The following is a 17901-nucleotide window of genomic DNA, read 5'->3' as shown; positions in this document are numbered from 1 at the left end:
CTGGCCCGCGCTCAGGCAGACAGATCCAGGGCCGTACCAGGCTCCAGGCCCAGGCGGCGTGCCATGCCGGCCCGTAGCTTCAGCACGGAACGGGCCTGCTGGCAGCGCAGGGTGCGCCAGGGCCGCACGCCAGTCACGATGCGGGCCACGGTGCCGTCCGCATTCAGGAAGACCGCATCCACGGCCTGGTTCATCCACCAGGTGGACAGGGTCTTGCTCGGGGCAATCCACAAGCCATAGGACTTGGCCCGTCCGTAGGTGGGCAGGGGTTCGCCAATGGGACGCCGCCACCAGGGCAGGGTCTTGTGCACGTGATAGGGCGTCGCCTGCCCATCGACATGCAGGGCAATCGTGGCCATTCCAGTCTCTCCTCGCTGCGCCTTGCACCCCGGCTTCATGCTTGAGCACGGGTAGGGCAAGGCCGTCCTCTCAGGCAGCCCTCCCCGGCTGCCGCTCTCCCGCAGGCATGCCGGCGGGACTGGGACGATAGCGTGGGCGTTCGGCGCTGTCCGTCAGCAGCCGTGAAAAGAGGTAAGGGAATGTGGGCGCCCGATCGCGCGCGACCCCACCCTCAGTCCAGCACCAGACGCTGCTGCAATCGCTGCATGGCGGCATCGTCGCGCCTGCTCTGGCTGCAGGCCCGCCCCTGCGGGCAGCGTACGCCACCCGTGCCAGGCTGCAGCACGATGCCAGGGCCGAGCTCGCCCCGCCACTGCGCCTGTACACCCTTGCTGCTGAAGGGTTCGCTGGCGGCGGCACCACTCTCCGGCGGCTCGCGGGACTCCACCGCCACCTCGCCGCTGAGCACATGCACCTGAGTGGTCTGGCGCGCATCAACCTCCACCAGGAACTCGGTGCCGCGCACGGCGGTGACGGCGCTGGGGGTACGCACCTGCCAGTGGCCGCCGGTCACTGGGGCCACCTTCTGCCCCAGCAGACCCAGTTTGAGCAGGAAGCTGGCCATGCGGGGCTGGCCAGCCTGTGCCTCGAAATGCTCCACCAGCAGCCGACTCTGCTCGGCCATCACCAGCACCGAACCGTCCTCGCATTGCAGGCGCAGGCGCGCTGCTTTGGCTGTGCGCAGCTCCATACCCACGGTCACCGCCATGCCTGCCTGGACGCTCCCTTGCCGCACCCCTTGCTGCCACTGCGCGGCCCCCTTGAGCGACCGGACCTCGCATACCGAGACAGCCTGCGCCCAGGCTTCCCCGGGCAGCACGCAGAAGGCCAGGGCGCCATAGGCGACCAGGGCAGCCAAGGCGGCATGAGAACGACGCCGGCCGCGCGGCCCCTGCCCAACGGGGACCGGCTGGCGGGAAGTCAGCAGAGGGTCAGGCATCGGGCTCATGGACATCTCCGGCAAAGGACTGCGGCAAAGGACTGCGGCAAGTCTAGCCCCGCATCCGGACGCTGCGCAGGCCTTCCTTGAGGGGCGTCGCCGCGGTTTTCGCCGCAGCGTCGGGCGCCGACGGGTCGCCGCTGCCACCCAGCCTTGCCGCGCCCAGGCTGCCGGGCGCAGAATCCCTGCATCCCGCCGGAGGTGCCTGCATGAACACCCCATCCGCCCCACCCGCCTTGCGCCGCCTGGTGCTCGCAGGTCTCCTGCCAGGGCTGATGGCCAGCCCGCTGCTTCATGCGCAGGAATCGGCCAACCGTGCGCTGGAGCAGTGCATACGCGGGCAGCAGCGCAGCAGTAGCGCCATCGGCGGCCTGCTTGGCGCCCTGGGAGGCCTGGGCCTGCATCTCGGGCGCAGCAGCGAGGACCGCAGCACCGAGCGCGGCGGCATCAGCGTGAGCCTCGGGGCCAGCGCGGGCAGCGCGCTAGGCCTGGCCTCGGCCTACTTCAATGCCGCCGGCGCGTGCTTCAAGAAACATCCGGAATGGCTGCCCGAATCACGCCTGGAGCGCGGGCAGGACGTCGATGGCCTGATTCACGACACCGGCTACCGGCCCGAACAAGGCCTGCTGGCGCGCAGCACGCAGGTCGACATGCCGGCCCAGGCGCGGCCTGACAGCGCCGTGGAGGTCCGCAGCCGATTCATCCTGCTGACGCCGGACGGCGCCGAGGCCGCGGTGCAGATCGAGCGGCTCCTCTTTGCCGTGGTGGAGGGCCAGGAAAGCGCCCTGCCCCTGCCCGCCCAGGCCCGGGAGCAGCGCGTGCTGCCACCGGGGGAGCACCTGGACCTCGTGCACCTGCCCATCCCCAAGGACGCGCCTCTGGGCACCATCTACCGGCTGGAGTTCCGCATCCGCGTGGGCGAGCAGCCGGTGTCCAGCGCGCAGGCGCAGGTCCGCGTGCTCTGAGGCTTGCCCCATGCAGCGCCGCGCCCTGCTGGCCCTGTGCTCCCTGCCGCTGGGGGGCTGCGTCTCCCCGCAACAGGTCCGTGGCTACGAGCGGGCCTACCTGGCTCACCAGCTGAGCGACCCGCAGCTGACACAGCTGCAGGCCCGGCTCCGCGCCGAAGGCCTGGCCGACGCTCGCGTGGGGCGCGATGCCGTGGGCCGCGCCCAGCTGCAGGGCCGCTATGGCAGCGATGAGCAGGTGGAAGCGGCCTTCGTGCTGGCACAGGCCCTGCTGGGCCCGGCGGCGGTCTCTCCCTTCTATCCGACAGACATCGTCGAGCGGCGCTGGGAGCGCGAGGCTGCGCTGGCCCTGCAGCGGCATGCCCAGGCGCGCCAGCGCCAGGCGCCGCCCTCGCGTCGGCGCGCCCTGCTGATCGGCATCAATCAGTTCCTGGACGAGCGTCATCTGCGCCCCCTGCAGGGTGAGGACGATGCCCGGCGCGTCCAGCAATACCTGACCAGGAGCGGCTACGAGACCACGGCGCTGCTGGGCCCCGCCGCCACGCGCAGCGCCATCGAGACGGCCATCGCCGACCTCAGCCGGGCGCTCGGCAGCGATGACGAGCTGTTCATCTACGTCTCCAGTCACGGTGCGCTGCCCCTGCCCGGACCGGCCGGCGGAGACGACCGCCGCATGTCCATCGTGGCCTATGACTCCGGTGACGCCCTCGGCCCACGCAGCCGCGACGCTGGCGAATTCCTGCTGCGCCTGCAGCGCAGCAGCGTGCGCGACGGCCTGCTGCAGGAGCTGGCCCAGCAGCCCAGCCGCCAGACCCGCGCCCTGATCGACACCTGCTACAGCGGCGAGATGCTGCAGGCCCTGAACCACGAGCCCCTGCCCGCCGGTCTGAGGGAGCAGCGGGAGGGCATCGCCCTGCCCCCTTGGGCAGCCACCGCACGCGCCCAACGCTCGCGTTACACCCTGCTGACGGCCACCAGTCCCGGCGAACTGGCCTTGGGTCCGCCCCTGCGGGAAGGCACCTTCGAGAGCCCGCTGCGCAGCGGGCGGAGGCTGCGCGGCTCCTTCTTCACCCAGCTGCTGTTCGAATGCCTGGAGCAGCGCGAGGGCCTGCTGCAGGCCGCCTTTGCCGATGCCGAACGGCTCACGGCGCAGCTGGCTCGACAGGTCAGCGCAGGCCGCCTGACGCAGACGCCGCGCCTGCTCAGCACCATGGCGCCCAGCCAGGACCGACTCTGATCGAAGCCGGCCTCAGGCGCGGTCCAGCCAGGCGGTGGCCTGCTCCTCGGGGAGGGCCTTGGCGAAGAGCCAGCCCTGCCCCACCTGCACGCCCAGCGCGGCCAGCAGCTGCGCCTGTGCCTCGTCCTCCACCCCCTCGGCCAAGGTCTGCTTGCCCAGGGCCAGGGCCAGACCGACGATGGTGCGGACAATCTCCTGCGCCTCCTGGCCGGCGGCGAGGCGCATGACGAAGCTGCGGTCCACCTTGAGCGTGTCAAAGGGGAAACGGTGCAGATAGGCCAGGGAGGAGTAGCCCGTGCCGAAGTCATCGATGGAGAGCTTGAAGCCCATTTGCGACAGCTGGCGCAGCAGTTCGGCGCTGCGCGTGGGATTGGCCATGGCCATGCTCTCGGTGACCTCCAGCTTGAGCTGCCGCGCCGGGACCTCGCCCAGGGCGGCCAGCGTGTCGCGGGCGTCGCGCATCAGTTCCTCCTCACGCTCGAGCTGCACGCCTGACACATTGACCGCGATCTCGCCGAGAAAGCCACGCGCCGCCCAGCGCTGCAACTGGGCCGCAGCCTCCAGCAGCGTCCAGCGGCCGATGGCGGCAATCTGGCCGCTGGCCTCGGCCACCGGAATGAAGTCCCCCGGCATGATCAGGCCCCGCTCCGGATGCTGCCAGCGGATGAGGGCCTCGAAGCCCAGCAGCCGTCGGTCCGAGAGGCGGATGAAGGGCTGATAGTGCAGCTGGAACTGGCCACCATCTTGCAAGGCCCGCTCGATCTGCTCACGCATCCAGCGCCGGGAGTGTTCCACCAGCTGTTCGGCCGCATCGAAGGCATGCAGGTGGCCCGGCCCCTGCGACTTGGCACGGGCCAGGGCTGCTTCCGCGGCAGCCAGCAACTCGTCCACATCGCCAGGCCCCTGGGCCAGATGGGCCCAGCCCACACAGGCCTGCAGCGGCACCTGCTGCACGGGCAAGGCCTCGGCGGCCGCTGATTCGGCCGCCACGCCGATCTCGAAAGGCGCGGCCAGTTGCTGCATGGCCCAGGCCGGCCAACGCCCCGGCGCCCCGCCGCCGGGCTCCAGCGGCCCGCTGAAGGCCAGGCCGAATTCGTCACCCGACAAGCGCGCCACCAGCAGCCCCTGGCCCTGCGCGCGCGCCACCCCCTCGGCCTGGCGCAGGCGCCGTGCCAGCTGGCGCAGCACCTCGTCGCCGGCCAGCGGCCCGTGGATCTCGTTGAAGCTGCGGAACTCGTCCAGGCCCAGCATCAGCAGGCCGAGCTCGCGTCGGCCCGGCGCCAGGCTCATCATCTGAGCCAGCTGCGCACGGAAGGCCGTGCGGTTGGGCAGGCCGCTGAGGCGGTCATGCAGGGCATCGTGGCTCAGCTGCTGCTGCAGGCGTTGAGGCTCGCTGATGTCGCTCAGCGAGCCAGCCATGCGCAGCGCCCGCCCTCCACCCGGCTCACGGATGGCTGACCCCTTGAGCAGAAGCCAGCGCTGCTGCCCACCCTGCTCGAACTGCAGCACCTGGTGCAGCTGCAGGCTGCGCCCCTGCAGATGCGCGTCGATGGCCGCCTGCAGACTGTCCCGCGCGGCCGGGGACAGCGGCTGCCCCAGGGTGTCCATGCCCTGGACCTCGTCCGCCCCCAGGCCCAGCAGGGCGAGGCAGCGTGGCGAGAAATAGACGCTGCCATGAACCAGGTCCCAATCCCACAGGCCGTCGTTGGCACCGCGGGCGGCCAAGGCGTAGCGCTGCTCGCTCTCGCGCAGGGCCAGCAGGGCCTGGCGGCGGCGCGCCTGCTCGCCAAGGCCGCGGATGAAGATGGCCCCCAGCGACGCCAGCACCAGGCTCAGCAGGGGCAGCCCCAGGTCCAGCACATGATGGCGCACCAGCCCCCACTGCAGGCCCAGGCCCAGGGCCAGCAACAAGCCTGCCTGCAGCGCATAGGCGCGCCACAGGCCCAGGCGTGCCAGGCTGAGGCAGACCAGCAGGGGCAGCCCCATCAGCAGGCCCATCTCCATCAGCGCAGCCAGGGGCGGATGGCGAAGCACGCGCTGGCTCAGCAGGTTGTCGACGGAAGTGGCCAGCCGCTCGACACCCGGCAGCCCCCCATCGAAAGGGCTGGGAAAGGCATCGCCCGCGCCCAGGGCCGTGCTGCCCAGCAGCAGAATGCGGTCCCGCAGGCGCTCAGGTGCCACGCGCCCCTCGAGGAGGTCGATGAAGCTGATCTGATCGAAGCGGCCTGCGGGGCCGTAGTAGTTGATCCACTGCCTGGAGAGGGCGTCCAGCGGCAGGGTCAGGTCTTGCCACAGCACGGCCTCGCCCAGCTGCGCGCGTGCCTGCGCCCACGCCAGACCGCGCGCCGCTCCGGCCAGGCGCAGGGCCAGCGAGGGATAGAGCTCGCCCTGGTAGGCCAGCACCGGCAGGTCAAAGGGCACAGCGCCGTCGACGCCGCGCTGCACGCTGACATGTCCCAGGCCCGCCGCCGCGCTGGCCAGCAGCGGCAGGGGCTGACGCAGGGTGCGGGCCTGCAAGAGCGATTCGGCATCCCCGGCGTAGCGGGTGAAGGCGCTGCCCAGCACGGCGTCGCCCGGCTCGATGGCCTGCTCGCCAGCCTCCAGCTCCGCCGGCAAGGCGTAGGGCAGCAACACGGTGCCGAGCTGGCGCATCGCCGCAGCCAGGGACTCGTCATCAGCGGGATTGGCAGCCGGCGCCAGCAGCAGGGCATCCAGTGCGATGACACGGGGCCGGGCCTGGGCGAGCTGTTCCAGGGCCCTTGCCAGCTGGGCGCGGTCCGGCACGATGCGCCCCAGGGCCTGCAGGCTGCGGTCATCCACCGCCAGCAGCGTGATCGGCGCCTGGGGCTGCAGGGGCCCTCGCAGCTGTAGCTGGGTGTCCAGCAGCAGGCGATCCAGGCGCTGCAGCAGCGGCCACTGGGCGCGCTCGGTCCACAGCAGCAGGCACAGCAGGCCCACGCCGAGCGCCAGCAGCAGCTGCCAGCCGGTCTGGTGCCATCGTCGCGAATGGGTGGCGTGAGAGAGATGCATGCGCTGTCCTTGGCGGGCGGCCGCTATCGGCCGCTGGGAGGCTCAGAAATCAAGGCGGTCGCGCAGGGCATGGACGCGTGCCTGGGGCCAGGTCTTGACCGCGCTGCACCCGGTGTCGGCACGGCAATCGGTGCCCTGCGCGGGCTGGTCGAGCAGCCGGGTGGGGCCGGGGACGCCGACCGAGTCGACGGCCACCGCCCCGGCCTGCACATGGACCGCCGTCTTCGTGTTGGCGTCGACCTCCACCACGAATTCGGTGCCCCGCACAGCCGTCACGGCAGAGGGCGTGCGCACCTGCCAGCTGCCGCCGTTCTGAGGGCGGACCACCTGGCCGATCAGGCCCAGCTGCAACCACAGGCTGGCCTGCCGCGGCGCCCCCGCTGCTGCGGACCAGCGCTCCAGGCGCAGCTCGGTGACGTCGCTGAGCACCAGCACCGAGCCGTCCTCGAAACGCAGGCGCAGGCGTCCGGGCTGGCCGGTGCGCACGGTGGCCCCGGCTTGCAGGCGTTCACCGGGGCGCAGTGGATGGCCGTCCATCCAGGCCTCGCCCTTGAGCGCCAGCACCTCGCCGACCGCCTGTCCGGCCTCCTGCGCCGGGGCCGGTGGCGCCGCAAGGCCGGCGCAGACGGCCAGGCAGACCATCGGCTGCGCCATCTGCCGTAGCCGCAGTGATGCCGGCTCCTGCGCCCCCGAGTCCCGACGACGTGAAGTCCCCATGTCCGACTCCTGCCCCGTCATGCCTGCAGGGCTGCGGCCCATGCTAGCCAGCACGCGCCGGGCCGACAAGCGCCCGCTCCGCGGATACAGGGTGCAATGGCCCGGGACTGCGGCTCAGGTCTTGACGCGAATGCCGCGCGCCAGCCACTGGGCGCCGCCCAGCAGCACCGCCATCAGCCACATCGGCGCTGCGTTGAGGGTGGCGGCGGCGAGCAGACCGAAGCCAGTGGGCATGCTCACCGTGGCCGCATTGACCATGAGCATGCGCAGCCCCAGGGCCTGTCCATGAGCGTCATGGGGTGTGACCCGATGCAGCATGGACAGCACCATGGGCTGGACCGAGCCCAGGGCTAAGCCCAGCACGGCTGAGCCGAACATCAGGCCCGGCGTTCCCGGCAGCCAGGCGTAGACCGCCAGCATCAGCGTCGCCAGGCCCATGGCCCAGCGCAGGGCGCGCAGTTCCTCCAAGTTCTCGCCCCAGCGGACGATGGCCAGGCGCACACAGGTGGCCGCCACCGCAAAGGAGGCCAGCACGAGACCGATGCTGGAGGCGCTGAGGCCCTTGGCATGGCCCACCACGGGCACGACAAAGCTGTGCGCATCCCAGCAGGCTGAGAGCACGATGTTGACCATCAGCAGGCGGCGCAGAGCTGGCTGCTTCAGCAAGGCCCAAGCCGGCCGCTGGCGGGACGGGCCGGCCTGAAACGCCGGCACATGGCGCGGCACCTGCCGGGCGATCCACCAGGCCAGCACAGGCAGGGCCACGGCCAGGGCGAAGGCCCAGCGGAAACCCGCGTGATCGATCAGCAAGCCCGTCATGACCGGCGCGATGGCATTGGACAGGGCCGGCCCCAGCGCCACCCAGCTGAACACTTTCTTGAGTTCGGACGGCTCACTGGCCATCAGCCCGGCCTCGCGCTGGATGGCCACGGCGGCCACCGCCACCGCCCCGCCACTGAGCAGGCTGCTCAAGGCGATGGCCCACAGCTGCATGGAGCCCCAGGCCACCAGCGCCCCGCCCAGCGCCATGCACACGCCCAGGCCCACGGGCCGGTGAAAGCCGTGCCGGTCAGCCAGGCGACCTGCCCACAGCGAGAGCGCGATGGGCGCCACGGCGAAGAGACTCAGCAGCACGCCCACCGCCCATTCGCCATACCCCTCGCGCAGCACCCACAGGCTGGCGGCCACGCGGGTCACGGCCATGCAGGCATGGACGGCGATCAGGCTGGCGATGACCCAGGGAAAGGCGCGGCTCAGAGCGCCCGGAGCGGCAAGCCCGGAAGCAGAAGGAGCAGGCTCCGCGGGGCCAGGCTCCGTCATGCGGACTCATCCTCCGGCGCATCCGCCCCCTCGGCCAGGCCCAGTGCCAGCAGGCGCTGGCTGCTGTCCTCCGGCAGGGCCTCGACGGTCTTGAGCTTGCGGCTCATGGCGCGGGTGCGCACCTCGGCGGCGTCAATGGTGTTGCTGGCTTCCTCCAGCTTCTTCTTGGTCTTGGCCAGCACCTCGCCGAACTTGCCGAACTCGGTCTTGACCGCGCCCAGCACCTCCCACACCTCGGCCGATCGCTTCTCCAGCGCCAGGGTGCGGAAGCCCATCTGCAGGCTGGTCAGCGTGGCCAGCAGGGTGGTGGGGCCCACCAGCATCACCTTGTGCTCGCGCTGCAGGGACTCGACCAGGCCGGGGCGGCGCAGGGCCTCGGCATAGAGGCCTTCGGTGGGCACGAAGAGCATGCCGAAGTCCGTGGTATGTGGCGGGGCGATGTACTTCTCGCGGATGGTGCGGGCCTCCAGGCGCAGCCGGGTCTCGATGGCCTTGGCGGCCTGCTCGACGCCGACGGCATCGGCACGGTCCTGGGCCTCCAGCAGGCGCTCGTAGTCCTCGCGGGGGAACTTGGCGTCGATGGGCAGCCACAGGGGCACGCCGTCCGCACGCTGGCCTGGCAGTTTGATGGCGAACTCCACGCGCTCACTCGACCCCGGCAGCGTGGCCACGTTGGAGGCGTACTGCTCGGGCGTGAAGACCTGCTCCAGCAGGCCCGCAAGCTGCACCTCGCCAAAGATGCCGCGCGTCTTCACATTGGTCAGCACGCGGTTGAGCGAGCCCACGTCGCGGGCCAGGTTCTGCATCTCGCCCAGGCCCTTGTGGACCTGCTCCAGGCGGTCGGCCACCTGCTTGAAGCTCTCGCCCAGACGCTGCTCCAGCGTGGCGTGCAGCTTCTCGTCGACGGTGGCGCGCATCTGCTCAAGCTTCTTCTCGTTGTCCTGCTGGATGGACTGCAGGCGCTGCTCCACCGTCAGGCGCAGCTCGGCCAGGCGCTGCTCGTTGCCCTGCTGCAGCTGCTGCAGCTGCTCGCGCAGGCCCTGGGCCAGCAGGGCCAGGCTCTCGGCCTGGGCCTGGCTGCTGCGCAGGGCGGCGGCGTCCTGGGCCTCGCGCGAGGCCAGGGCCTGGGCGGCCAGCGACTGCGTGGTGGCCTGCAGGCCCTGGCTCAGGGCCGTCTGGAGGCTGGCCAGTTGCACGCGCAGGCTGTCGATCTGCTCGTTCTGGGTGCGCACGGCGTCGCCGCTCTGGCCCATGAGCGCCTGCTGGAACTGGGCCAGCTGGCCCAGGGTCTCCTGGCGCAGGGCGGTGCTGCCGCGCTGCAGCTCCTCACGCAGCTCGCGCTCCAGGCGCTCAGTCTGGCGGCCCTGGGCGTCCTGGCCTTGCACCAGGGACTGGAGATGGGCCTGCAGCTGCGGTGACTCCGGGGACTGCCGCTGGCGCAGGACCAGCACGACGAGGACAAGGAGGAGGGCCAGGCAGGCCAGCAGGAGCAGTTCGGCAAACGTCATGGGCCGATTGTCTCAGGCGCCCTGCCGGTGCGGGCGCCACGGGTCTTGTGCGCGGCGTGCTGTGCGAACAGGCGCAGGCCGGCCCCGTAAAATCCGCCGCTCACCATGCCGCGCCTCCAAAGCATTCAAGACATCCGGGACCGCCTGCGCGCCCTCGGCGCCCTGCCCAAGCACGAACACCGTGTGCTGCGGCTCTGGAGCCAGGCCCTGCCCCAGGCCACCACCAAGCGCCCCATCGAGGACTTCCTGCCCAAGACCCTGCGCGAGGCCCTGCCCGCGCTGGAGGCCGAGCTGGACGCCCTGGCCCGCGTGCAGAGCGAGCATCCGGCCGAGGACGGCTCCAAGCGCCTGCTGGTCGAGCTGGGCGATGGTCAGACGGTCGAGAGCGTGCTGCTGCCGCGCGAGGGCCTGTGCGTCTCCAGCCAGGTGGGCTGCGCCGTGGGCTGCCAGTTCTGCATGACGGGCCGTTCGGGCCTGCTGCGCCAGGTCACCAGCGCCGAGATCGTGGCCCAGGTGGTGCTGGCGCGCCGCCAACGTGCGGTCAAGAAGGTCGTGTTCATGGGCATGGGCGAGCCGGCCCACAACCTGGAGCACGTGATGGAGGCCATCGAGCTGCTGGGCACCGCCGGCAACATCGGCCACAAGAGCCTGGTGTTCTCGACCGTGGGCGACCCGCGGGTCTTTGAGCGCCTGCCGCAGGGGCCGGTGAAGCCGGCGCTGGCGCTCTCGCTGCACACCAGCAAGGCCGGCCTGCGCGAGCAGCTGCTGCCACGCGCGCCGCGCCTCACGCCCGAGGAGATCGTGGCCGAGGGCGAGCGCTATGCGCGGCTCAGCGGCTATCCCATCCAGTACCAGTGGACCCTGATCGAGGGCGTCAATGACGGCGAGGACGAGCTCGACGGCATCGTGCGCCTGCTCAAGGGCCGCTACGGCGTGCTCAACATGATTCCCTACAACAGCGTGCCCGAGCTGCCCTTCAAGCGCCCGGCCTGGGAACGCGCCGCCGAGATCGCCCGCCAGCTGCACCGCCGCGGCGTGCTGACCAAGCTGCGCAACTCCGCCGGCCAGGAGGTGGACGGCGGCTGCGGCCAGCTGCGGGCCCGGGCGCTGGACGGTTCGGTGCCAGTGCGCGTGATGCGCAAGGCAGCGGCAGGCTGAGGGATCAGGCGGCGGCCGGTTCGCTGTTGACCATCCAGGGCACGCCAAAGCGGTCCGTCAGCATGCCGAAACCGGGCGACCAGAAGGTGGCGCCGAAGGGCATGGTCACCTGCCCGCCCGCGGACAGGGCCTTGAAGAGCCGTTCGCCCTCGGCCGCGTCCTGGGCCGGGACGGTCAGGCTGAAGCCCTTGTAGCCCTCGAAGGGCATGCCGGGAGGCATGTCCGAGCCCATCAGGGTGAGACCGCGGGCCTCGATGCGGGCGTGCATGATGCGGTCCTTCCATTCCTCGGGCGTGGGCGGACATTCGGGCGCTGGGGGCGCCTCGCCGTAGGTGGAGCGCATGGTCTTGCGGCCGCCCAGGGCGGCGGCGTAGAAGTCCAGGGCCTCGTCGCAGCGGCCGTCAAAGCTCAGGTAGGCAATCATGGGAGTCTCCTTGCTCGGGTTCGGGGTTCGGGGCGTTGCTGCCCCGCCCCTTGTATAACCCGATCCGGCGATGGACGCCGCTGCCGTCTTGCCGACGTCCTTGCCGTCAGGGACATCGCCGTCGGCGGCTCCGCTCAGTTCAGCGCCGTCTTCATGGCGCCGCCGCTCAGGGCTGCGATGAGGTTGTCCACCGCCAACTCGCACATGGCTCGGCGCGTGGGGATGGAGGCGCTGGCAATGTGGGGCGTCAGCACCACGTTGCGGCAGGCCAGCAGGGCCGGGTGCACGGCGGGCTCGCCCTCGAACACATCCAGGCCCGCGCCGGCCAGGCGCCCCGCCTGCAGCGCCTCGGCCAGGGCGGCGTCATCCACGATGCCGCCGCGCGCCACGTTGGTGAGCGTGGCCGTGGGCTTCATCAGCGCCAACTCGGCCGCGCCGACGAGGTGGTGGGCCTCGGGACTGTAGGGCACGACGATGACGAGGTGGTCGCTCTGGCGCAGCAGCGCTTCCTTGTCGACCCAGCGCGCGCCCAGGGGCTGCTCCAGCGCGGGCGCCAGCCGGCTGCGGTTGTGATAGATCACCTGCATGCCGAAACCCAGGGCCCCGCGCCGCGCGATGGCCTGGCCGATGCGGCCCATCCCCAGGATGCCCAGGGTGCTGCCATGCACGTCCGCACCCACGAGCAGGTCCACATGCCACTGCTTCCACCGGCCCTCGCGCAGGTAGCGCTCGGACTCGCTGATGCGCCGCGCGGCGGCCATCATCAGCGCGAAGCCGAAGTCGGCCGTGGTCTCGGTCAGCACATCGGGCGCATTGCTGACGCGCACGCCGCGCGCCGTGCAGGCGGCCAGGTCCACATTGTTGTAGCCCACGGTCATGAGGCAGACGGCGCGCAGGTCCGGGCAGGCGTCCAGCAGCACGGCGTCGATGCGCTCGGTGCCGGTGGCGAAGAGCCCGGCCTTGCCCTGCAGGCGCTGGATCAGTTGCTCGGGCGGCAGGGGTTCGTCGCTGTCGGTTTCCTCGACCTCGGCATGCTCGCGCAGCCGGGCCACGATGTCCGGGAAGATGCGGCGGGCCACGAAGACGGCCGGCTTGGCGGGGCTCATCGCAGGCCTCACTGGTCCAGGAAGCGAACGAACTCGTCCAGGGCGGCGCGCTCGGTCACCAGGCTGTTCTCGACGGCCTTGGGGTCCGCGTAGCCCAGGGCCATGCCGCAGACCAGCATCTGCTCGGGGCCGAACTGCAGCTCCTCGGCGATCAGGCGGTGGAACTGGGTGAAGGCGGCCTGCGGGCAGGTGTGCAGGCCGCGGCCGCGGGCGGCGATCATGATGTTCTCGAGGAACATACCGTAGTCCAGCCAGCTGCCCTGCTGCATCACGCGGTCGATGCTGAAGATCAGGCCCACCGGCGCGTCGAAGAAGCGGTAGTTGCGGCCGTGCTGCTCGTGCATGCGGGCCTTGTCGCCCTTGCCGATGTTGAGCAGGCCGTAGAGGTCCCAGCCCACCTTGCGGCGGCGATCGATGTAGGGCGAGGCCCACTCGCGCGGGTAGTAGGCGTATTCCTCCTGGTGGGCGGCCAGCTCCTGGGGGTCGTCATAGACGGCCATGATGCGGTCGCTGAGGCGCTGCAGGGCCGCGCCGGTGAGCACATGCACCTGCCAGGGCTGGGTGTTGGTGCCCGAGGGCGCGCGGGCGGCCACGCGCAGGATGTCTTCCAGGGTCTCGCGCGGGACCGGCGTGTCCAGGAAGGCGCGCATGGAATGACGGGTGCGGATGGCCTCGTCCACGGCCGCCTGGGCCTCGGGGCTGGGTCGATCAAAGACGCTCGGATTGGCACTCACGTGGGGATTCCTTCCAGGGCTTGCAGGGCGTTCAGATAGGCCGCGGGCAGGGCCGGCACGGGGCGGCGCGTCTCGCGGTCGACGTAGACATGGATGAAGTGGCCGCGCGCCGCGCACAGAGGCGCGCCCTCGGCGAACAGGCCGATCTCGTAGCGCACGCTGGAGCGGCCGCGCTGCGCCACGCGCAGGCCAGCCTCCACGCGCTGCGGGAAGGCCAGGGATTCGAAGTAGTTGCAGCGCGTCTCCACCACCAGGCCGATCACCTCGCCAGCATGCAGATCCAGGGCGCCCTGCTCGATCAGGTACTGGTTCACCGCGGTGTCGAAGAGGCTGTAGTAGACGACGTTGTTGAGGTGGCCGTAGAGGTCGTTGTCCATCCAGCGGGTGCTCAGCGGGATGAAGCGAGCGAAGGCGCTGCGGGGCTCGGGGCCGGGACGCGGGGCGGCGGCTGCGGAGGCTTGGGGGGCGTTCGTCATCGGGCCATTGTTCCATCAGCGCCCTGCCAGCGCTGCCACGCGCGCGACGCCGCCTGCACCGTCGCGTACTGCACGTCGACCATCGCCGCCAGGTCGGCACCGTAGCCGCCGGCCATGTTCAGGGCCACGGGAGTGCGACGCTGCCACAGCCAGTCCAGCACGCGCTCGTCCCGGGCGAGCAGGCCGGCGGCCGTGAGCTTCAGGCGGCCCAGGCGGTCGCCCTCGTGCGGGTCGGCGCCGGCCAGGTAGAAGGCCAGGCCTGGCGGATGGGCCTGCAGGCGACGGTCGACCTCGTCCAGCGCCTCGTCCAGCGCGGCCAGGTAGGCCGCGTCGCCGGTGCCGTCGGGCAGCTCCACGTCCAGGCTGCTGGCCTCCTTGCGGAAGGGAAAGTTGCGCGCGCCGTGCAGAGACAGGGTGAAGACACTGGGGTCGTCCCGGAAGATGGCCGCCGTGCCGTTGCCCTGGTGCACGTCCAGGTCGATCACCAGCACGCGCAGGCCGGGCCGGGCGCTGCGATGGCGCGCGTGCCACTCGGCCTGCATGAGGCGCGCGGCCACGGCCACGTCATTGAACACGCAGTAGCCGCTGCCCTTGTGGGCATAGGCATGGTGGGTGCCGCCGGCCAGGTTCATGGCCACGCCCTCGGCCAGGGCGGTGCGGGCGGCGGCAATGGTGGCGCCTACCGAGTGGCGGGACCGCACGGGCATGGCAGGCGACCAGGGAAAGCCGATCTCGCGCTGCTCGGCCTCGCTCAGGCGGCCGTCCAGCACCCGGGCGATGTAGTCCGGCTCATGGGCCAGGGCCAGTTCGCCCTCGCTGGCGGCCGGCGCAGGGCACAGCCACACGGCACCGGGGTCGGCCTCCACACGCTCCCGTAGCAGGCGGTATTTGGCCTGGGGGAAGCGGTGCTGGGAAGGCAGCTGCAGGGCGTGGGCGTCGGAATGAAAGGCCTGCATGGGCAAGGACGGCGTCGGTGGGGAAGGCGCGGGGCGGGCATGACGCCCGTGTGAAGGCAGCGCCCTGATTGTGGCGTCAGTCGCGATTTGCCCTATTTTGCTGCGGCGCAGCAAAAAGTGCTTGCAAGGCGGGCGGGCAGCCCCCACAATCTGATTCATGTTGCAGTGCAACATTATCGCTGTCACCCAGTTTCCATCAGGACACCCGCGGGTCCTCCCGCTCAAACTCAGGAGAGCACCATGCTGACTGCAGAACAAATCTTCGCCGCCCACAAGGCCAATATCGACACCCTCTTCGGCCTGACCAACAAGGCTTTCGAAGGCGTGGAGAAGCTGGTCGAGCTGAACCTGCAAGTGGCCAAGGCCACCCTGGCCGAAGCCGCCGAGAACACCCAGGCCGCCCTGTCCGTGAAGGACGCCCAAGAGCTGCTGGCCCTGCAGACCTCGCTGCTGCAACCCAGCGCCGAGAAGGCCGCCGCCTACAGCCGCCACCTCTACGACATCGCCACCGCCACCAACGCCGAAGTGGCCAAGGTTGCCGAGGCCCAGTTCGCTGACGCGCAGACCAAGTTCAACGCCGTGGTCGACACCGCTGCCAAGAACGCCCCGGCCGGCACCGAGAACGCTGTGGCCCTGGTGAAGTCCGCCGTGGCGGCCGCCAACAACGCCATCGAGAACATCCAGAAGGCCGCCAAGCAGGCGACCGAAGTGGCCGAAGCCAACTTCCAGGCCGTGACCAACACCGCCGTGAAGGCTTCCCAGGCAGGCAGCCGCGCCAAGCGCTCGTCCGCCGCCTGATTCTGAGCAGTTGTCTCCTCGGTACCCCGTGGTGACCGCGTCACCCAGGTACCCTTGAAGCCCGATGCCTCGTGCATCGGGCTTTTTTTGTTTTCGGTCCCGCTCGACTAGACTGCCGCGCCACCCACTGCGCCTGCACGTCCGATGTCACTCTGGCAACGCCTGACCCAACTGCCCTCGCCGGCGCCCGGCCATTGCGCCAACTGCGGCGCCGCGCTGGCCGATCCGCGTCCGCGCTTTTGTGGCGCTTGCGGGCAGGAGACCGAGGTCAAGGCCCCGACGCTGGGCGAATTCGTCCAGCAGTTCGGCGGCGCCTACCTCTCCACCGAGGGGGCCCTGTGGCGCACACTGTGGCGGCTCTTCGTCCCGGGGCAGCTGACGCTCGAGTACTTCGCCGGCCGGCGCCGGCACTTCGTGCTGCCGCTTCGCCTGTACCTGACGATGTCGGTGGTCCTGCTCCTGACGCTGCGCCTGAACGGGCAGCTGGAGCTGCCGGTGGAAGAGGATGCGGCATCGGCGGCCAGTGCAGCGGCCGGCGCCGTGACCCGTGCAGCCTCCGACCCGGCGCCTGGCACCGCCAGCAAGCCGCAGCCGGCCCCGCCACCGCGCGGTCCGCTGATCATCGACAAGAAGGACCGCGAGGAAGCAACGATCCTGGGCATGGGCCCCTGGCAGGCGGGCATGCACGAGGGCAAGTTCTACTGCAAGGGCTTCAGCGAGCAGGTCTGCAAGCGCATGGAGCGCCGGCTGAATGCCGATCCGGCCACTATGCAGCAGGAGCTCGCCGACCTCCCCTCGCGCGCCCTGGACCACCTGGGCCAGGCCATGTTCGTGCTGCTGCCGGCCTTCGCGCTGTGGCTCAAGCTGCTGTACGTGGACAAGCGCCGCCGCTACACCGAGCACCTGGTCTTCGCCCTGCACCAGCACGCCTTCTGGTTCGCCATGCTGGCCCTGCTGACGCTGAAGTCGGAGCCGGTGGCCGTGTTCTGCGCCCTGGCCATGGTGGTGCATCCGCTGATCGCCCTGCACCGGGTCTATGGCACGCGCTGGTGGAGCACCCTGCCCCGCGCCTTCGGCCTCATGATGGCCTACAGCATCAGCCTGGGCCTGGTGCTGGCCGCCATGTTCATCTACCTGTTCGCGTCTTAGCCGCCAGGCGCTGGCGCAGCTGCGGCAGCGCGGCCAGGGCGGCGTCGCGCCCGGCCTGGATGCTGCGCTTGCGGGCCGAGAAATCGGCGCTGCCCACGCCCTCCAGCTTGGGGCGGATGATGACGTCCGCCTCGCGCAGCTCGAAGTTGTTGATGGAGCGGCCCATGATGGAGAAGGTCTGCAGCAGCATGCGCATGGCATCGCCGGGCGGCTTGGCCTCGGGCGGCTCGGAGATGTCCACGGCGACGATCAGCTCGGCACCCATCTGCCGGGCGAAGCGCACCGGCACCGGCGCCACCAGACCGCCGTCCACATACTCGCGCTGTCCGATCTTGACCGGCTGGAACACCGCCGGCACCGAGCTGGAGGCGCGCACCGCGGCCCCCGTGTCGCCAGTGCGGAAAAGGATGGGGGAGCCGTCTGAGAGGTCGGTCGCGACGATGCCCAGGGGCAGGGGCATCTGCTCGATGAGGCGGTGGCCCGTCTTCTCGCGCACGAAGCGCGCCAGCGCCTCGCCGCGTATCAGGCCGCGGGTCGGGAAGGCCCAGTCGGTGATGGCGCCCTCGTCCATGGATTCGGCCATCTGCGCCAGCTCCTTGCCGTTCTTGCCCGAGGCATAGAGCGAGGCCACCAGGCTGCCGGCCGAGGTCCCGGCCACCAGGTCCACCTTGATGCCGTTCTCCTCCAGCACCTGGATCACGCCGATGTGCGCAAAGCCGCGGGCCGCGCCGCCGCCCAGGGCCAGGCCCAGCTTGGGAGGCTTGGGCGGCGGCAGGGGCACGACCGGGTCGACAGGCTGCGCCGGCTGAGGCGCAGGCGTCTCGGTGGGGGCGTTACGGGTGGGCGAGGTGGCGCAGGCGGCCAGGCCCAGGGCCAGCAGGGCCGCCAGGGCGGCGCGGCGAGGGTGGGGGCGGGGGAAATCCGTGAAATCAGACGATCGCATGGCGCGGCATTCTATTGAGCCGGCCGCGCAAGCCCCCGAGG

Annotated in this window: 17 protein-coding genes; 5 read left to right on the top strand and 12 right to left on the bottom strand. The window is 70.9% G+C overall.

Annotated features, from left to right (window positions below; all coding sequences use genetic code 11):
* Positions 1-11 precede the first annotated feature (11 nt).
* Both ACS5PK_RS05230 and ACS5PK_RS05225 read right to left on the bottom strand, forming a co-directional pair.
* Positions 12-359 (bottom strand): DUF192 domain-containing protein, encoded by a 348-nt coding sequence (locus ACS5PK_RS05230; RefSeq protein ID WP_439439206.1) that lies wholly within the window; start codon positions 357-359, stop codon positions 12-14.
* A 212-nt stretch (positions 360-571) separates the two neighbouring features.
* Complete coding sequence (locus tag ACS5PK_RS05225) at positions 572-1348, bottom strand: FecR family protein (RefSeq protein WP_439439205.1); 777 nt, start codon at positions 1346-1348, stop codon at positions 572-574.
* Positions 1349-1548: 200 nt separating this feature from the next.
* On the opposite strand from ACS5PK_RS05225, the gene ACS5PK_RS05220 reads away from it, so the two are divergent.
* Together ACS5PK_RS05220 and ACS5PK_RS05215 are read left to right on the top strand one after the other, a co-directional pair.
* Entirely contained in the window at positions 1549-2304 is a 756-nt protein-coding gene (locus tag ACS5PK_RS05220) for a hypothetical protein (RefSeq protein ID WP_439439204.1), read from the top strand.
* Positions 2305-2314: 10 nt separating this feature from the next.
* Positions 2315-3541: a caspase family protein gene (locus ACS5PK_RS05215; RefSeq protein ID WP_439439203.1), complete on the top strand. Its 1227-nt coding sequence runs from the start codon at positions 2315-2317 to the stop codon at positions 3539-3541.
* Between the two features lie 12 nt (positions 3542-3553).
* Here ACS5PK_RS05215 and ACS5PK_RS05210 read toward each other — a convergent pair whose 3' ends face one another.
* The 4 genes from ACS5PK_RS05210 to ACS5PK_RS05195 all read right to left on the bottom strand — a co-directional run bounded on the left by ACS5PK_RS05210 (position 3554) and on the right by ACS5PK_RS05195 (position 10116).
* Positions 3554-6571 (bottom strand): EAL domain-containing protein, encoded by a 3018-nt coding sequence (locus tag ACS5PK_RS05210; protein ID WP_439439202.1) that lies wholly within the window; start codon positions 6569-6571, stop codon positions 3554-3556.
* 42 nt (positions 6572-6613) lie between these two features.
* On the bottom strand, positions 6614-7288 hold the full coding sequence (locus tag ACS5PK_RS05205; protein WP_439439201.1) for a FecR family protein: 675 nt from the start codon (positions 7286-7288) through the stop codon (positions 6614-6616).
* Positions 7289-7402: 114 nt separating this feature from the next.
* Entirely contained in the window at positions 7403-8608 is a 1206-nt protein-coding gene (locus tag ACS5PK_RS05200) for an MFS transporter (RefSeq protein ID WP_439439200.1), read from the bottom strand.
* Entirely contained in the window at positions 8605-10116 is a 1512-nt protein-coding gene (locus tag ACS5PK_RS05195; RefSeq protein WP_439439199.1) for a DNA recombination protein RmuC, read from the bottom strand. The genes ACS5PK_RS05200 and ACS5PK_RS05195 overlap by 4 nt, the downstream gene beginning before the upstream one ends.
* Before the next feature lie 105 nt (positions 10117-10221).
* Here ACS5PK_RS05195 and ACS5PK_RS05190 point away from each other — a divergent pair, with 105 nt between their 5' ends.
* Positions 10222-11274 (top strand): RNA methyltransferase, encoded by a 1053-nt coding sequence (locus ACS5PK_RS05190; RefSeq protein WP_439439198.1) that lies wholly within the window; start codon positions 10222-10224, stop codon positions 11272-11274.
* A 4-nt stretch (positions 11275-11278) separates the two neighbouring features.
* Here ACS5PK_RS05190 and ACS5PK_RS05185 read toward each other — a convergent pair whose 3' ends face one another.
* The 5 genes from ACS5PK_RS05185 to ACS5PK_RS05165 form a co-directional block, all read right to left on the bottom strand.
* Positions 11279-11698, bottom strand: a complete 420-nt coding sequence (locus tag ACS5PK_RS05185) for a VOC family protein (protein ID WP_439439197.1) — start codon at positions 11696-11698, stop codon at positions 11279-11281.
* Positions 11699-11832: 134 nt separating this feature from the next.
* Complete coding sequence (locus ACS5PK_RS05180) at positions 11833-12804, bottom strand: 2-hydroxyacid dehydrogenase (protein WP_439439196.1); 972 nt, start codon at positions 12802-12804, stop codon at positions 11833-11835.
* An 8-nt stretch (positions 12805-12812) separates the two neighbouring features.
* On the bottom strand, positions 12813-13538 hold the full coding sequence (locus tag ACS5PK_RS05175; RefSeq protein WP_439439195.1) for a nitroreductase: 726 nt from the start codon (positions 13536-13538) through the stop codon (positions 12813-12815).
* Positions 13535-14014 carry an acyl-CoA thioesterase gene (locus ACS5PK_RS05170; RefSeq protein ID WP_439439194.1) on the bottom strand — a complete coding sequence of 160 codons (480 nt, stop codon included), beginning with the start codon at positions 14012-14014 and terminating at the stop codon, positions 13535-13537. Before ACS5PK_RS05170 ends, ACS5PK_RS05175 begins: the two co-directional genes overlap by 4 nt.
* Positions 14011-14970, bottom strand: a complete 960-nt coding sequence (locus ACS5PK_RS05165; protein ID WP_439439193.1) for a histone deacetylase family protein — start codon at positions 14968-14970, stop codon at positions 14011-14013. The genes ACS5PK_RS05170 and ACS5PK_RS05165 overlap by 4 nt, the downstream gene beginning before the upstream one ends.
* Positions 14971-15210: 240 nt before the next feature.
* Here ACS5PK_RS05165 and phaP point away from each other — a divergent pair, with 240 nt between their 5' ends.
* Together phaP and ACS5PK_RS05155 are read left to right on the top strand one after the other, a co-directional pair.
* Positions 15211-15768 carry a TIGR01841 family phasin gene (gene phaP, locus ACS5PK_RS05160; protein WP_439439192.1) on the top strand — a complete coding sequence of 186 codons (558 nt, stop codon included), beginning with the start codon at positions 15211-15213 and terminating at the stop codon, positions 15766-15768.
* A 144-nt stretch (positions 15769-15912) separates the two neighbouring features.
* Complete coding sequence (locus tag ACS5PK_RS05155; protein WP_439439191.1) at positions 15913-16917, top strand: DUF3667 domain-containing protein; 1005 nt, start codon at positions 15913-15915, stop codon at positions 16915-16917.
* Here ACS5PK_RS05155 and ACS5PK_RS05150 read toward each other — a convergent pair.
* Positions 16895-17860: a patatin-like phospholipase family protein gene (locus ACS5PK_RS05150; protein ID WP_439439190.1), complete on the bottom strand. Its 966-nt coding sequence runs from the start codon at positions 17858-17860 to the stop codon at positions 16895-16897. The two genes, ACS5PK_RS05155 and ACS5PK_RS05150, sit on opposite strands and share 23 nt — an antisense overlap.
* Positions 17861-17901: the final 41 nt, after the last annotated feature.

The sequence above is a fragment of the Roseateles sp. DB2 genome (assembly GCF_051857535.1).
Classification (GTDB): Bacteria; Pseudomonadota; Gammaproteobacteria; order Burkholderiales; family Burkholderiaceae_C; genus Roseateles_B.
Note: the sequence above shows the minus strand (reverse complement) of the source record. Positions and strands in the feature narration are given on the sequence as shown.

Bases quoted from the DNA above. Each gene is read 5' to 3' on its own strand.
- ACS5PK_RS05230 (WP_439439206.1), bottom strand. From the start codon at position 359: ATGGCCACGATTGCCCTGCATGTCGATGGGCAGGCGACGCCCTATCAC.
- ACS5PK_RS05225 (WP_439439205.1), bottom strand. From the start codon at position 1,348: ATGAGCCCGATGCCTGACCCTCTGCTGACTTCCCGCCAGCCGGTCCCC.
- ACS5PK_RS05220 (WP_439439204.1), top strand. From the start codon at position 1,549: ATGAACACCCCATCCGCCCCACCCGCCTTGCGCCGCCTGGTGCTCGCA.
- ACS5PK_RS05215 (WP_439439203.1), top strand. From the start codon at position 2,315: ATGCAGCGCCGCGCCCTGCTGGCCCTGTGCTCCCTGCCGCTGGGGGGC.
- ACS5PK_RS05210 (WP_439439202.1), bottom strand. From the start codon at position 6,571: ATGCATCTCTCTCACGCCACCCATTCGCGACGATGGCACCAGACCGGC.
- ACS5PK_RS05205 (WP_439439201.1), bottom strand. From the start codon at position 7,288: ATGGGGACTTCACGTCGTCGGGACTCGGGGGCGCAGGAGCCGGCATCA.
- ACS5PK_RS05200 (WP_439439200.1), bottom strand. From the start codon at position 8,608: ATGACGGAGCCTGGCCCCGCGGAGCCTGCTCCTTCTGCTTCCGGGCTT.
- ACS5PK_RS05195 (WP_439439199.1), bottom strand. From the start codon at position 10,116: ATGACGTTTGCCGAACTGCTCCTGCTGGCCTGCCTGGCCCTCCTCCTT.
- ACS5PK_RS05190 (WP_439439198.1), top strand. From the start codon at position 10,222: ATGCCGCGCCTCCAAAGCATTCAAGACATCCGGGACCGCCTGCGCGCC.
- ACS5PK_RS05185 (WP_439439197.1), bottom strand. From the start codon at position 11,698: ATGATTGCCTACCTGAGCTTTGACGGCCGCTGCGACGAGGCCCTGGAC.
- ACS5PK_RS05180 (WP_439439196.1), bottom strand. From the start codon at position 12,804: ATGAGCCCCGCCAAGCCGGCCGTCTTCGTGGCCCGCCGCATCTTCCCG.
- ACS5PK_RS05170 (WP_439439194.1), bottom strand. From the start codon at position 14,014: ATGACGAACGCCCCCCAAGCCTCCGCAGCCGCCGCCCCGCGTCCCGGC.
- ACS5PK_RS05165 (WP_439439193.1), bottom strand. From the start codon at position 14,970: ATGCAGGCCTTTCATTCCGACGCCCACGCCCTGCAGCTGCCTTCCCAG.
- phaP (WP_439439192.1), top strand. From the start codon at position 15,211: ATGCTGACTGCAGAACAAATCTTCGCCGCCCACAAGGCCAATATCGAC.
- ACS5PK_RS05155 (WP_439439191.1), top strand. From the start codon at position 15,913: ATGTCACTCTGGCAACGCCTGACCCAACTGCCCTCGCCGGCGCCCGGC.
- ACS5PK_RS05150 (WP_439439190.1), bottom strand. From the start codon at position 17,860: ATGCGATCGTCTGATTTCACGGATTTCCCCCGCCCCCACCCTCGCCGC.